Source organism: Streptomyces sp. LARHCF249 (assembly GCF_052871255.1).
The window spans coordinates 672,857-687,805 of the sequence record NZ_JBIXJQ010000004.1 but is presented as its reverse complement, the minus strand read 5'-3'; the positions used below and the strand labels follow the sequence as shown (position 1 = coordinate 687,805).

Genomic DNA, 14,949 nt, shown 5'->3' with positions numbered 1-14,949 from the left:
AAGGCGAAATCGAGTTGGTGCTCGCGGGCGTGTGGCACGAACCCGCCCGCCCAGCCAGCGGCTAAGCCAGCGGGGGCCCTGGGTGACGCGCCAGCCATTGCTGCAGTTCACGGTGGCGAAACTGGTAGGCGGTGCCCGCGAAGCGCAGCAGGCCGGCGCTGCAGGCCCAATCCATGAAGGCCCCGAGCCTCCATGGCAGCTTTCCCCTAGAGCACAGCACGAAGACCAGGTACCGGCGTCCGGACGGGGCGCCGAATCCAGCCCCGACCATGAGTCCGACCGCGAGTCCGTAGCCGGGTGCAGCCGCCAGCCCAACCGCTAGCCCCTGCGTAAGCCCGTACAGGAGCCCCCACCCGAGTCCGACCGCGATCCCAGCCGCGATTCCAGCCACAAGCCCTCGAAGAAGATCACTACGGATGACGTCACGGGGCCGTGCGGTCGTTGATGGCTCGCACTCGATGGTGCGGGTGAAGCCGACCGCGAGCCCGACCACTAGCCCGAAGAGAAGACCGATCATGAGCCCGGGCAGAAGTCCCTCCCTGGGTGCGGCCGCGATCAAGAACCCGGCCACGAACACGAGCCCGACGAGGATCCCTCGTAGAAGATCCCTACGCACGATGTCACCGGGCCGTGCGGCTGTCGACGGTTCGCGCCCGATGGCGCGGGTTAGTCCGGCCCCAAGTCCGAGCGCGAGCCCGAACCCGAGAGCGGCCAGAGGGGTGAACCACGGCCAGAACACGGGCCAAAACGCCAGCCCGAACAGAAGCCCGAACCCGAGGTCGCGCCATCCGGCCGTGGTGCGCAGACGTCCCCAGCGCACGCGCGCAGGTGGATCCACCGAAGTCCGTGCGGCGTGGCAGCCGGCCACGACGGCTGCCAGAATGGACATGGTCTTCAGTCCCGGATGGGGACTTCCCCATGCCGTGGCGAGCGGCGTCAAGACCGTGAGCGCAGTCAGCACCGCGTCGGCGGTGCGGACCCGGCCGGACCCGGCCAAGGGCCACAACTGGTGCAGGACAAGGTCCGTGCGAGCGCCAGTGCCTGCACCCGCTGGTGCGCCCGGGGTGGACGATGAGGTCTCCAGGTGGCCGGCGAGGCGGGCCAGCCAGCAGTGGACATCACCTGCGGAGTATGGGCTGTCGGGGCGTGGGTGGAGGGCGGAGGCCGCGGGGACTAAGCGGGCGAGCAGGTATTCGTCGAGGTCGCCGACGGTGGCGTGATGCAGCAGCTCGGCGGGGTCACCGTCTCGTGAGTAGATCGTGGCGGCCAGGCTCAGCCGCCACGGTGTGGACAAGGCCGTGGCCAGCGTTCCGGTGGGGTCACCTTCCAGTGCCTCCAGTACCGGCTGCCAGCGCGCGGGATCCCTGGCCCGCTGCCGCAGGTATGCGCAGGCTGCTGGGGTGGTGACAGGGTCGATGTCGATGCGCGCCGCGTCGATCAGCCGAACCCGGCTGTCCAGAGCCTGGTAGTGGAGGGTGCGGCAGGTCAAAATCACCGGACCCGCCTCGCGGCCCTTTTGGTAGGCGTTGAGCACTTCCAGGGCAGCCCGGGCACGCGGGGCGGCCGACGAGGGGGCGCCGTCGTGGGCAGTCGGGTCCATCTCGTCAAGGCCATCCAGCACCGGCAACACGCGCTGCTGACTAACCAGTTCCCCGGCCATCTCGGCTGGCCAGTCATATACGTCCACAAGGTGGCGGGCCAGCCACTTCGGCAGGGGCACAGCGGGGTCCCACTCTGCCAGAGACAGACGCACGGGGACCGGGTCCTCCTCCGCCCGTTCTTCCAGAAGGGCCAGCATCAGTTCCAGGACCAGCACGGTCTTGCCCGATCCTGGCTCACCAATGACAACCAGTCGACGCGGGAACGTGCGGCGGTAGTACGCAGCTACGTCCAGAAGGGCCGGAGTCCCCCCGAACATGCGCCCTCCCTCGGCAGGGGCCGCCGCAGTACGCCCGGGCTCCGGGCGGAGAGTGAACCTGAGATTGATCCTCTGGGTGTCATCCCCGATCAGCTGCCGCCACTGGCGCTGCTGATCCTGTTTCACCTGCTCAGCCAAGGTGGCAGCCCAACCGCGAGCCAGCTGCGCCAGATCGCCCGCGGGGGGCTGTCGTAGGCCGGCCAACGAGACCACCAGGGCTGCCACACCAAGGGGCAGCCCAATGAGGCCTACGGCATCCGAAGACTCCAGACCCCCACGAGCCAAATGCACCCCCGCGTACAGCACGCTTGCCGCAACCAGCAGTCCACCCACTACGGCCAGCCACACCCGCCAGCGACGGTAACCGCGCCCTCCGATCCTCGCCATTCTCTGATCATCGCCGTTCCGGTGATCCCTGCGGGTGCGCCATGCCGAAAGGGCAGCCGCGGAAGAACCGCGGCCCGAGATTCCGTTGCAATCCGTCGAGCTCCCGCAGCTCCTTCCGACGGTCCTCGAAGCTGTGGGCCGACGCGCGTCTCCGTGCGCGGCCACGCACCCCGGCACCCGCACACGAGCCCAAGGTCGGCCTGCCGCCCGACCGTACTGCGGCCCCGCACGCTCCCCCATCCAGCATCGCTACGCCTGGGCCGACGCACGGGCCATGCCGGTGGTGGCCCTGGAGTCGATGAGGGACGGCCCGGACCGGCTGCTCGCCGAGCCCGGGCAGAGCATCGGCCGCGCGGCGCACGGGTCCGGCAGGCATGTGTTGTGCGGCCTGACGTCACTGCGTCGTGCTCTGGATGCCCAAGACCTCGTACAGGTGCTGGCCGTGCACCCACTTCTCCAGTTCGGGACGGCCCATGAGGATGAGGTCGTGGTGCGCGGCGAAGTCGATCGCGGGGCGGTGCTTACCAGTCGCCGAGGACGAGGCGTCCGCCGACGTTGTCGAGGTTGTAGTTGCCGCCGGTGAACCAGATGCCGTCGTAGTTCAGGCCGTTGAGCCAGGTGTAGAGGCCCCAGGTGCCGTCGCCGTACTGGTAGGCCATGACGATGTCGTCCTTGCCGTCGCCGTTGGTGTCGCCGGAAGCCATGCGGTCGCCGACGTTGGTGAGGGAGAAGCTGCCGGAGTCGAAGTCGGTGGCGCGGTTGAAGCTGCTGCCGGTGGAGGTCCAGCGGTTGATCCGCATGGTGCCGTCGCCCTGGTCGTAGGCCATGGCCGGCTCCGCCTTGCTGTCGCCGTTCCAGTCGCCGAGGACGAGGCGTCCGCCGACGTTCCCGAGATTGTAGCTGCCGCCGGTGAACCAGATGCCGTCGTAGTTCAGGCCGTTGAGCCAGGTGTAGAGGCCGTAGGTGCCGTCGTTGTACTGGTAGGCCATGACGATGTCGTCCTTGCCGTCCCCGTTGGTGTCGCCGGAGGCCATGCGGTCGCCGACGTTGGCGAGGGAGAAGCTGCCGGAGTCGAAGTCGGTGGCGCGGTTGAAGCTGCTGCCGGTGGAGGTCCAGCGGTAGATCCGCATGGTGCCGTCACCCTGGTCGTAGGCCATGGCCGGCTCGTCCTTGCCGTCCCCGTTCCAGTCACCGACGACGAGGCGTCCGCCGACCTTGTCGAGGTTGTAGTTGCCGCCGGTGTACCAGATGCCGTCGTACGTCCTGCCGTTCAGGAAGGTGTAGAAGCCCCAGGTGCCGTCGCCGTACTGGTAGGCCATGACGACGTCGTCCTTGCCGTCCCCGTTGACGTCGCCGGAAGCCATGCGGTCATCGACGTTGGCGAGGGAGAAGCTGCCGGAGTCGAAGTCGGTGGCGCGGTCGAAGGCGCTGCCGGTGGAGGTCCAGCGGTAGATCCGCATGGTGCCGTCACCCTGGTCGTACGCGGTGGCCGGCTCGGCCTTCCCCGGACTGGTGGCCTTGTCGTAGCGCAGGCCCTTGAAGTTGTTGGAGGAGTAGTGCGCCTTGGTCTTGATGACGTGGTGGCCGGCGTCGCCGGTGCTGTACTCCTCGTAGACCCACATCTGCGTCTTACTGGAGTCCGTCCACTTGTCGAAGAGGGCGACATGGCCGCTGCCGAGGATCGCGTCACCCGGCTGCAGGCTGTCCAGGGAGACGTACGTGTTGTCCCCGAAGGCGTCGAGGTCACCGGTGTTGCGGTCCCATCCGTCGCTCTTCTTGGGGAGCCGCCAGGCCATGGACACGAAGCCGGAGCAGTCCGGGCGGTACTTCTCGCCGGTGACCGAGGCCTTCGCGTCGGACTGGTTCTGGCTGTAGATGACGCCGTAGGTGTCGATCCACCATTTCGCCCGGTCGAGTATCTCGGTCCGGGTGATCGAGCCGCCGACCGTGGACGACGCCGCGGCGTACGCGGTCGACGGAGCCGCGACCTCGGAGATCACGGTGGTGCCGACGGCCAGGCTGCCCAGGGCGAACAGCGTGGTGAGAGCGGCGGTGACGCGTCTGAGCGGAGTGCGCATGGGTGGCTGTCCTTCTCGGTGAGGTGGCTGCTTCTCACCGAGAAGGTTCTGCACTGCCTCTTCAACTCCCCTTCAAGGAACCTGCAGGCGCCCTTACAGCGGGGTTGAGTTCCGCGTACTCGCGCGCACCGTGCTCCCGGAAGACCACCAGGGCATGCGTCCGAGCCGCCAGGGCGGCCCCGGTCTCACCGCGGGCCTCGTGCACCAGGGAGAGGTCATACTCCGTGCGTGCCCGCCAGAGAGGGGTGTCCATGGCGTCCCACATGGACGTGGCCGCGTCCAGACAGCTCCGCGCCAGGTCGAACCGCTCGTCGGCCAGATGGAGCTGCCCGATGATCCGCAGGGTGACCGCCTGCCCGAAGCGGTCGTGGCAGGCGCGCGCCGTGGCCAGCGCCCCTTCGAGCCGGGGCAGCGCCTCCGCCCGGTGGCCGAGCCGCATCTGCGCCTTGGCATGGGCACGTACGGCGTACGAGTGCATGAACTCGTACGCCGAGCTCGGCGAGGATCGCAGCTGACTCGGCGCACAGCCCCAGTGAGGCCTCGTACTCGCCCATGGCCCGGTGGTATAGGCCCATCGAGCGCAGCGTCAGCGCCAGGCCCCGGCGGCTGCCACCCTGGCGGAACGCGTCGAGCGCCGTCTCGAGGTCGGCGCGCACAGCCCCGTACTGTCCCTGTTCCAGCCGTACCGACGCCCGGGTCCGCAGGACGTGGCCGACGCCGCGGTGGTCGTCGAGGGCGTGCAGCAGCGCGGCGGCCTGGTCGAGGAAGTGGACCGCCTCGGTCAGGCGTCCCGGCTCACGGCATGCCGTGCCGAGGCCGGCCAGGGCGAATGCCTGTCCGCGCACGTCGTGCAGGGCGCGGAACCTGCTGAGCGCCTCGCCGAAGTGGCACCGCGCGTCGGTGAACCGGTCCTGGTCGTAACAGAGTTGGGCCAGCTCCGCCAGCATGGCGGCCTCGTGCCGCTGGTCCTTCATGCGCCGTGCCGCGGCCAGCGCGGCGCCGGTGATCCGGGTCCGGAAGCCGAAGTGGTTGGTGCGCATATCCACCGTGTTGTACGCAGAGACCAGGTCGCACACGAGGTGGTCCAGGCTGATCGCGGCGGCGCGGTCGACAGCCACGGCCAGCGCGGCCTGATCGCCATCGAACCAGCCGAAGGCGTCTCCGAGCGCGAGCTCGCGCAGGACCCGGTCGCCGAGCTCGTCCGGCATCGTCCCGAGCGGCTGCTGTGCGGCAGGACGCCAGCTGACCTGGGGCGACGGACTGCTCGCGGCGATCCGGTGCAGCAGGGAGATCCAGCCGCGGAAGACACGGGCGACGGCCTCGAACAGCTCGAAGGCCGACTCGGAGGTCTCGGCCTGCTCCCGCGCGAAGATCCGTACCAGGTCGTGGAGGCGATAGCGCCAGAGGCCTGTCCGGTCCACCCCCGCGAAGGTGACGAGCTGGGTGTCCACGAGCAGTTCGAGCAGGCGCTGGGCCTCCGTCTCCGGAACGTCGAGCAGGCGGCCGACGACCCAGGGCGAGAACTCGGGGAGACCGAAGAATCCCATGCGCTCCAGGGCCGCCCTGGGCAGCCGGTCCAGGGACTGGAAGCTGAGCCCGATCGTGCTGCGCACCGCGAGGTCGCCGACAGCCAGCTCGTCGAGCAGCCGGCGCTCGTCGGTCAGCCGGTCGGCGAGGACCTTCAGCGGCAGCCGGCTCCGGGTGGCGAGTCGCGCGCCGGCGATACGGATGGCCAGGGGCAGGTTGCCGCAGGCGGACAGGATGCCGGCGGCGGCCTGCGGTTCGGCCGCGACCCGCTCATGACCGACGATCCGGGTGAGGAGCTCCAGGGCCTCGGCCGGCGCCAGCACGTCCAGTTCGACGAGCCTGGCTCCGGAGAGCCCGCCGAGCCGGTCGCGCGAGGTGACGAGGACGGTGCAGCCACGGCCGCCCGGGAGCAGCGGCCGGACCTGCCGCTCGTCGGCGGCGTCATCGAGGACGATCAGCAGGCGGCGGTCGGCGAGCAGGGTGCGGTACAGCTCCGTACGTTCCTGCAGGCTGTCCGGTAAGCGCTCGGCGTCCACACCGAGGGAGCGCAGAAACCTTCCCAGGACCACGGCGGGCTCGGCGGGACTGTCGGAGAGGCCGCGCAGCTCGGCGTGCAGCTGGCCGTCCGGGAAGGAGGCGGCGACCTGGTGGGCCGCGTACGCCGCCAGCGTCGACTTTCCGCTGCCCCCCGGGCCGGCCACGACATGGAGGGAGGACGAGCTCTCGCTGAGAGCGCGGGTCAACGTGGTCAGTTCCTCCGTGCGGCCGGTGAAGTCGGCGGGGGCGGGCGGCAGGTGCGCGGGAGCCCTCGCCTGGAGCGGCTGGAGAGCCTCGTGTGGCTGGCCTGGCTGGCTTGACTGGAGCGGTTGGAGCGACTGGAGCGGTTGGAGCGACTGGAGCGATGAAGGCGGCTGGAGAGGCCGGACCGGTTGGTGCGGCTGAAAGGGCCGCAACGCCCGAGCCCCGGACGCTCCGTCGCCGTCGCCGCGCAGCAGAGCCTCGTGCAGGGCGCCGAGCTCCTGGCCGGGTTCGATGCCCAGCTCCTCGACGAGCGCGGCCCGTCCCTCCCGGTAGCAGGCGAGTGCGTCCGCCTGACGCCCCAGCCGGTACAGCGTCACCATGAGCTGCCCGCGCAGCCGCTCGTTGGCCGGGTGCCGCGCGACCAGCCCGGTCAGCTCGGCCAGGTGATCGAGTCTGCCCAGCGCCAGCTCCACACCGAAACGCTCCTCCAGAGCCGTGACCCGCAGCTCGTCGAGCCTTCCGGCCTCGCCCGACATCAGCGACCCCTCCAGACCGGAGAGGGCGGGCCCCCGCCACAGAGCCACCGCGTCGAGCAGCAGCGCGCCCGCCGGGACGAGTTCCCGGCTCTCGGCACGCTGCCTTGCCTCGGCCAGGAGCGCGGCGAAGTGCGTGGCGTCGACCGTCACCGCTTCGGGCCGGATCGCGTATCCCGGTTTCCGGGAGGTGATCACCTCGGGATGGCCGGCGTCGGAGAACGCCCTGCGCAGGGTCGATATGTACGTCTGGATCAGCGCGCGGGCACTGTCAGGAGGGTCGTGCTCCCAGACGACGTCGATGAGACGCTCGGTGGAGATCACATGGCCCTGTTCCAGCGCCAGGGCCGCGAGCAGGGCGCGCGGTTTGCCGCCGCCCAGCGGAATCGGCTGGTGCGCCGTATGGACTTCGACCGGGCCGAGCAGTCGGATCTGTAACACGTTGCCCCCACAACGTCGCCGGTACGACCGCCTGTTGTCGCGGCGGGGTCACCCGGAGCGGCGGCCCGGCCCTCGAACCGGGCCATAGCCTGCGAACCGCATCCCCGTCACGCAAGCCCAGTAACGATCACCGTAGGACCAATGCCGCCATACGGCAGGGTAGTTGATGAACCCCGCCGCAGTCATGGCTCTCCTCAGGTGTCCGCGATTCTCGGCCGCGACGGGATCGGGGGCCGACGCCTCCATGGGGCGGTGCGGTGACCACGCGACCCGGGGATCGGACCCCACCCACAGGGGGGCACCCTCGACGGTGCACAGGGTGAGGTCGACGGCGGCGCCCGTGGCGTGCGGGGACTCCGGCGGCTCCGGGTGGTGGCCCCGGGCCACGTACAGGCGCAAGCCCGCCGGGAGCAGCGTCTGCGCGGTGACCAGGCGGTCGACGACGCCGAGCCGCAGCCTGACGGGTGCGTCGTCGCGTCGGCCGGCCGGCCGCCGGTCCAGCCGCAGCGCGTCGACCTCGCGCAGATCGATCAGCGGCTCTCCGCACTCCCGGACCTCGACCGCCGCGACCCTCGGGTCGAACAGCGATACGGTATCCAGCCCTCTGCCCTCCGTGTCGCGTCGCTCACCCCCGAACCGGCGGCGGATGGCCGGTAGCCGGCCGGGGCGGATCATGACGCCGACCGCTTCAGAATTCCTTCAAGACCGCTGAGGGGCCGCGGCCGGTCCTTCCGCACACGCCTGATGGGCGCGACGGGAACCGCCGCGCCCACCAGGACCGTCAGAGCACTCTGCCTCTCATGGCCAACCGGTCACGAAGCCCACTTGGAGCAGTTGCTCGAGCTCACCCACTGGTGAGAGCTGATGGTGTTGTTCGCGCTGACGCCGTTGTGCATGGTGTCGTTGGAGAGGTCGGAGGCGTAGGCCTCGTTCCTCGACAGGCAGATGTGGCCGCCCGCATAGTTCGTCAGGCTGTAGAACTTGACCTCGTAGTCGTTCCCCTTGTTGAGGATGGACGACGCCTCGTTCTCTTCCCAGCCCTGGAAGGAGCCGGTGCTGTTGCCCCAGTCGGTGTCGTTGCCCGCAGACTTGCCGAGCTCCGCCCCCGTGCAGTTGGCGCCGTCGTAGGCGGCCATGTATCCGGACGACAGGTTCGTGTAGTTGTCACTGCAGGTGTCGGCCGCCTGGGCGGTGGCCGTGGGGACGATGACGCCGAGGCCCGCGAGGGCGGCGGTGGCCAGGATCGCCGGAATCTTACGCATGGTGATTCGCTCCTTCTGTTCCAGGGTGTGGTGGGACATCCCGTAGCCGCGAGGCTCGGGACAGGGGACGTCCGGGCATCCGGACGAGTCGGTGAGTCAAGCCTTCGAGCCGGTGATGGTCTCGGCCCGGGCCAGCGCGGTCAGCCTCGCGCGCTGGTAGGTGGCGAGGTCGTCGCTGTACGGCTGGAGCTTCTTGGTGCGGTACTCGCTTTCGAGGGCGCTTGCCGTCCTGCCCAGGGACGTCTCCACGGCGCACGTGGCCTCGGCGACGGCCAGCTCCACTTCCGTGGCGTGGGCCCGTCGCGGACTCATCCCCTCGACGAGGGAATACCGTTTCGCGCGGATGTCATCCGGGCTCGCGTAAACGTGGCCCTTCTTCTTCATGCACTGGGCCCATGCCGCGACCGCCGTGGTCAGACGCCTGTCCTTGAGGAGATCCGGTACGTACAGCGACGTCAGGCTCGTGGCTGTCTTCTTGGCGCGGAACCATGTCGCGATGTCGCCGTACAGCTGTTCGCCGGCCGAGTTCCAGCAGCCGGTGCGGGGCATCTGAACCGTGCCGCCCGAGGGCAGTCGGACCGACATCATGCCCTGGTCAGGGTCACCGTCGAGCGTCTTGGAGTAGCGGATGCGGTCCGATTCCGGAAGGCCGTTGGCGTAGGTGGCATTCGGATCGTTCAAGCGGGCTTTCTCGGCCCGCTGTTCGAGCTCTCCGCCATATCCGTAGGTGCGGGCCCACGCGATGTCGTCCAGGACGAAGCCGCGTCCCCCACGCTCCGCGGCGCTGACCGGCGGCCGCAGCCAGTACGTGAAGCCGCTGCCCTCCATGCACCGTTTGACGAGGATCCGTTCGGCCCGCTCGACCAGGATCTCCTCCCCGGTAGTCAGGTCACGGATTTCCTCCGGACGAGGCGCCGCCTCGCTCGGCCCGTCCGCTCGTGGCTCGTCACCGCTTCCGGCAGCGCAGCCGACCAGGGTGCTCGCCATCAGCAGCGCGGCGAACCAGACCCGGACTTCCCTCTTCGTCATGGTGATGATCCCCCGCTTCCTCGCTGTTGTTGCCGTTGCCGTTGCCGTAGCCGTAGCCGTCGGTGGCGTGGAAACAACGGTGCCAGGAGGCCGCTGTGAGGACTCTGAAGGAGTCTGAAGACTTCTTCAGGAACCCCACGCGAGCGGTGGTCCACGCTGTGGGGCATGCGAATACTGGTGGTGGAGGACGACCTGCGGCTCGCCGAGCTGCTGCGCCGAGGGCTCGTGGGCGAGGGCTACGCCGTCGACGTCGCCCATGACGGCCGGTCGGGACTGGATCTGGCGTTCCTCAACGGCTACGACGCCGTCGTCCTGGACGTGATACTCCCGGGCCTCAACGGCTACCGGCTGTGCGGCCGGCTGCGCGAGGCCGCTCTCTGGACTCCCGTACTGATGCTGACGGCCAAGGACGGAGAGTACGACGAGGTCGAAGGCCTGGACACCGGTGCCGACGACTATCTCACCAAACCGTTCTCCTTCGTCGCGCTCACCGCCCGGCTGCGTGCCCTGCTGCGGCGTGGCAGGCCCGAGCGCCCCGCCGTCCTCCAGGTCGGGGACCTGAAGATCGACCCCGCCACCCGCAGCTGCCGGCGCGGGACGACACCGGTGACGCTCACGCTGCGGGAGTTCGCGGTGCTGGAGTATCTGGCACGCCGCAGTGGCGAGACCGTCTCCAAGACGGAAGTACTGGAGCACGTGTGGGACCACACCTTCGACGGTGACGTGAATGTCGTCGAGGTCTACGTCAGCACCTTGCGCCGCAAGATCGATGCCCCGTTCCAACGGCGCACGATCCGTACGGTGCGCGGGATCGGCTACCGGCTCGAAGCGGGGGAAGGGCTCCGCCGGTGAGACGCCCACGGCTGCGCGCGGTCTGGCAGCGGCTGCGCCCGCGCACCCTGCGCGTATGGATCACGCTGATGGTCGCCTGCGTCGCTCTGGTCCCGCTGACCGCGTGTGCCGTTACGGTCGGGATCACTGTCAGGAGCGGGCTTCTTGAGGAAGCCCGCCAGAAGACCTCCTTGCCGAGCCCGCCGGACACTCACCTCGAACCGGCGACGCTGTCGCTCCTGCCGTGGTCCGATCCGCAGGCGTCTCCGCCCGTACGATCCCCTTCGGGCGGCAGAACACAAGTCGTCCCTTTGCCGGCGGTCCACCAGGCCCGGCTGAACAACGCCATGTGGTCCCTGAGCGGAAGTGCGCTCGGGCTCACCCTCCTGATCGCGGGCAGCACGTGGCTCGCGGCCGGACGGCTGCTGCGCCCCATCGAGGCCATCCGCTCCAGGTTCGCCGACCTCGGCGCCCATCATCTCGACCGGCGAGTCCCCGTGCCCCGTGGCGGGAACGAGATCGCCCGGCTGGCCACGACGGTGAACGACACCCTCGGCCGGCTCGAGGCAGAGGTCGATCAGCAGCGCAGCTTCGTCGCCGACGCCTCCCACGAACTGCGTACGCCTCTGGCAGCCCTGCGCATCGAACTCGAACTCGCCCTGAGGCGACCGGAGAACACCGACTGGCGACAGGTCGTCACCGATGCCCTCGGAGACACCCTTCGCTTACAGAACCTGACCACCGAACTGCTCCTGCTGGCCCGGCTGGATGCCGTCACCGCCGACGCGGGCCCACCCGACAGCCACCTGATCGACATGGCCGACCTGGTACGCGAGGAACTCGGGCGCCGACGAACGCCGTCCCGCCTCACCCTCGTCCCCCACATCGGGCAGGAACCCTTCCTCGTGCACGGCAGCCGCGGCCTACTCGCCCGCCTCCTCGCCAACCTCCTCGACAACGCGGAACGCCACGCGACCACCACCGTCATCGTCCGCCTGGGCCAGGGACCCGGCTGGCACACACTGACCCTGGAGGTACAGGATGACGGGCTGGGTGTTCCCCCGGAACACCAGGCCCGGATCTTCGAACGCTTCACCCGCCTGGACGAAGCCCGCGCCCGCGACACCGGCGGGGCCGGTCTCGGCCTGGCCATCGCCCACCACATCACCGCGCTCCACCACGGCACCCTCACCCTCAACCCCACGGTCTCAGGCGCGCACTTCACCGTGCGATTGCCGGCAGCCCCTGACGCCGCGTATCCATCATGGGCATGACTCGTGGCGGTGGTCCTTGTGCGGGTGCTGCGCGAGACCCGGCTCCTGAGCTACGCAGGTGGAGTAGGAGTGCGAGACGCTGAGGAAGCGGTGCGGCGAACGCCTAGCGGTCGATCGATCGAGCCGAGGGGCAGTCCGGACCGCGTCTGCCGTCATGGGCGGACGGAGCGCCCGGAGCGGCATCGGCGTCCACTCTGACCGAAAACCGGGTGCCTGTCCGCGATCAGGGCGTGAACGGGACTATGCACGACTGCGGCTCCGCCGGACACATCAGCGACGAGGAGTACGTGGCCGCGCTCAAGGTGCTGCAACCACGAGGAACTCCGGCCCCACCAGCGAGAAGCCGTGGACGCGGTAATCCGCGCCCTGGGGGCGCCCGTTCGACCGCGTCACGGTGTTCGCCACATACGCCTCCGTCGGGCTCGGGACGCTGGTGAGCGCCCACAAGGCCAGCCTCCCGTGCTGGGACCTGAAGGGACGTTCTGAGTTCAGATCACATGGCGGGTTGGAGGCTGCGGAGCCACAGAATGCCGCCCCACTGTCGAAGCGCAAGGCTCGGTCGGTCCGGTGAATCAGACTCGGCTCACAGGGCGGGATCCGACGGCTCGTACCAGAGGCTCGTCATCGGGGAGCACATGGTCCAGCCCGGCGAGGAGTAGAGCGCCCGGCCTTCGGGCGTGCCGACCAGGACGCCCGTCCTCGCGCCGGCCTCGTACGCGGTGCTCTGCAGCGTGCGCATCACGTCGTCGGACTCGGCGCGATGCGCCGACCGCTCGGGCGTAGGCTTCGCTCAGCATGGACGCGGCGGGGGCGGAGCGCATGAGGGCAGAGACAGCACACAGGTGGGGCGCGAGCCTCGATTCGGTCGTGGTGTACGCACAGGGCGCGGTCTGCCGCCGCCTGGCGCGGGGCATCGTGCCGCCTGACAGCCGGGTGCGGGTGACGGGACTGCCCCGCTCGCTGGACCCCGGCTCACTGCGGGCACGGGTCCTGGGCGCCCCCGGGGTACGCGTCACCGAGGCCCGGGTCGAAGTCGAGGCCGAGCCGCTCGGCACGGGCACGCCCGACACGTTGCGGCGCGAGGTCGAGCGGCTGAGCGACGCGTACGCGGCGGCGCAGGGCCGCCGGGACCGACAGCTGAGCCGGATCGAGGAGGTCAGGGCCCTCCACCCGGTCCCACCCGAGCTCAGCCCCGAGGACCCGCACCGCCGCACCCCGGTCGACGCGTGGCTGGAGCTCGCCGACTTCGTCGACGAGCGGTTGAGGGCACTGCAGGCCCGCCTCGTCGAGCTGGAGGAGGCGCTGCGCGATGTCGGGCACGAGCTCACCGTCGCCGCCGACCGGCTCGCCCGCGCCTCCACCGACGCACCGTCGGCGCACGTGGAGACCACGGTCTGCGCGGTCCTGACCCTCGACGGCGCCGGTGACACCGAGGTGGAACTGGAGTTGGAGTACGGGGTGCCGGGCGCCGTCTGGGTGCCGACGTACCGGCTCACTCACCGTCAGGGCAACGGCAGCGGCCGTCTGGTGATGCGTGCCTCGGTCGCCCAGCGGACCGGCGAGGACTGGACCGGGGTGCGAATCGCCCTGGCCACCGCCGATCTCCGGCGCCGCACCGACCTCCCGAAGCTCCGCTCGATCCGCATCGGACGCCGTCAGCCCGCCCCCGCGCCTTCCGGCTGGCGCGAGCCTCCGGCGGGGCTCGCCGGCCTGTTCGCCGGGTACGAGGCGGCCGGCCCCCGCCCTGCCCCGACCGCCGCACCTGTCGCCGTCGGGGCCGGATCCGCTCCCCTGGCGGCCACTGCCAGCCCCGCGTCCGGTCCCGTTCCGCCACCGGCGCCTCCCCCGCCGCCGGCACCGCAAGCCTACGGCGGTCCGCCGACCGCGTTCCCGATGCCCGGCGGCGTCGACGGGCTGTCCCCGGAGGTCTACGGCGGCGCGATGCCCGCCCTCGCGCAGCAGGCCCCTCCACCGCCGGCCGCCAGGCCGCGTACCGGCGCCGGCCCCTTCGCGGGGGCCCCCGCCCCCATGGCACCTGCAGCTCCCGGCCGGGCTGCGCCGCCACCCCCTCCGGCACCGGTGACCGGTCCGCCGCGGCCGAGCGCCGCCGAGCTCGACTACGCCGTCCTCGTCCTGTGCGGCCCCGACGAGCAGGTCGGTCGCAGGGGTCGACTGTTCCCCGACTCCCCCTCCGACCCGGGGGCGGCCGAGTACCGCCGGCGCGCCGAGGCGGTCGCCGCGCTACCACTGCCCGGACAGGCCGTGCGGCCGCGCGAGTCGGCGGGTTCCTTCGACCACCGCTTCGATGCCGCCGCCCGCGCGGACGTTCCCTCGGACGGCACCTGGCACACCGTCACCATCGCCGAGATCCCGGTCGGCCTGCGCACCGAGTACCTCTGCGTGCCGTCCGTGGAGCAGACCGTGTACGCGACGTTGGTACTCTCCAACGCCACCGACCAGGCACTGCTGGCCGGCCCGGTGGAGGTCATCGTCGACGACGACTTCCTGCTGACCGCCGCACTGCCCACGCTCGCCCCCGGCGGTGTCCGCCGGGTGGGGCTCGGGCCCGCCGAAGGCATCCGGGTCACCCGCCGTACGAGCCTGCGCGAGTCGACCTCGGGCCTGCGCAACAACACCACCGTGCTCGACCACCGCGTCCACGTGGGGCTGGCGAACCGGCTCGCGCGGCCCGTCACCGTCGAGGTCCGCGAGCGGGTGCCGGTCACCTCCGAACCGGATGTCCGGATCGAGGAACGGGCCAACTGGACGACACCCGAGCAAGGCGCCGGGCCCGAGCACCATGCCCCGGGCACCCGCGTCTGGCGGCTGGACCTGCCCGCAGGCGCCACCGCCGCCCTCGACGGCGGCTACGAGATCCGCATCCCGACCGGCAAGGCCCTGGTCGGCGGCAACCGCAGGAGCTGACAC

Annotated in this window: 10 protein-coding genes; 3 read left to right on the top strand and 7 right to left on the bottom strand. The window is 70.5% G+C overall.

Annotated features, from left to right (window positions below; translation table 11 throughout):
* Positions 1-61: 61 nt before the first annotated feature.
* The 6 genes from ACIPUC_RS14970 to ACIPUC_RS14945 all read right to left on the bottom strand — a co-directional run bounded on the left by ACIPUC_RS14970 (position 62) and on the right by ACIPUC_RS14945 (position 9,874).
* A complete protein-coding gene (locus tag ACIPUC_RS14970; RefSeq protein ID WP_446589663.1) occupies positions 62-2,056 on the bottom strand; it encodes an NACHT domain-containing protein in 1,995 nt (664 codons plus the stop codon).
* A 770-nt stretch (positions 2,057-2,826) separates the two neighbouring features.
* Entirely contained in the window at positions 2,827-4,383 is a 1,557-nt protein-coding gene (locus ACIPUC_RS14965) for an FG-GAP-like repeat-containing protein (RefSeq protein ID WP_446589661.1), read from the bottom strand.
* A gap of 215 nt (positions 4,384-4,598) precedes the next feature.
* Positions 4,599-7,625: an AfsR/SARP family transcriptional regulator gene (locus ACIPUC_RS14960; protein ID WP_446589660.1), complete on the bottom strand. Its 3,027-nt coding sequence runs from the start codon at positions 7,623-7,625 to the stop codon at positions 4,599-4,601.
* 48 nt (positions 7,626-7,673) lie between these two features.
* Positions 7,674-8,300 (bottom strand): M15 family metallopeptidase, encoded by a 627-nt coding sequence (locus tag ACIPUC_RS14955; protein WP_446589659.1) that lies wholly within the window; start codon positions 8,298-8,300, stop codon positions 7,674-7,676.
* Positions 8,301-8,437: 137 nt separating this feature from the next.
* On the bottom strand, positions 8,438-8,887 hold the full coding sequence (locus ACIPUC_RS14950; protein ID WP_446589658.1) for a hypothetical protein: 450 nt from the start codon (positions 8,885-8,887) through the stop codon (positions 8,438-8,440).
* Between the two features lie 96 nt (positions 8,888-8,983).
* Positions 8,984-9,874 carry a hypothetical protein gene (locus ACIPUC_RS14945; protein ID WP_446589657.1) on the bottom strand — a complete coding sequence of 297 codons (891 nt, stop codon included), beginning with the start codon at positions 9,872-9,874 and terminating at the stop codon, positions 8,984-8,986.
* Positions 9,875-10,081: 207 nt separating this feature from the next.
* On the opposite strand from ACIPUC_RS14945, the gene ACIPUC_RS14940 reads away from it, so the two are divergent.
* On the top strand, positions 10,082-10,768 hold the full coding sequence (locus ACIPUC_RS14940; RefSeq protein ID WP_446589655.1) for a winged helix-turn-helix domain-containing protein: 687 nt from the start codon (positions 10,082-10,084) through the stop codon (positions 10,766-10,768).
* Positions 10,765-12,021: a sensor histidine kinase gene (locus tag ACIPUC_RS14935; protein ID WP_446589654.1), complete on the top strand. Its 1,257-nt coding sequence runs from the start codon at positions 10,765-10,767 to the stop codon at positions 12,019-12,021. The genes ACIPUC_RS14940 and ACIPUC_RS14935 overlap by 4 nt, the downstream gene beginning before the upstream one ends.
* A gap of 583 nt (positions 12,022-12,604) precedes the next feature.
* Here ACIPUC_RS14935 and ACIPUC_RS14930 read toward each other — a convergent pair.
* Positions 12,605-12,760 (bottom strand): hypothetical protein, encoded by a 156-nt coding sequence (locus ACIPUC_RS14930; protein WP_446589653.1) that lies wholly within the window; start codon positions 12,758-12,760, stop codon positions 12,605-12,607.
* Between the two features lie 80 nt (positions 12,761-12,840).
* On the opposite strand from ACIPUC_RS14930, the gene ACIPUC_RS14925 reads away from it, so the two are divergent.
* Positions 12,841-14,946, top strand: a complete 2,106-nt coding sequence (locus ACIPUC_RS14925; protein ID WP_446589652.1) for a DUF4139 domain-containing protein — start codon at positions 12,841-12,843, stop codon at positions 14,944-14,946.
* Positions 14,947-14,949 lie beyond the last annotated feature (3 nt).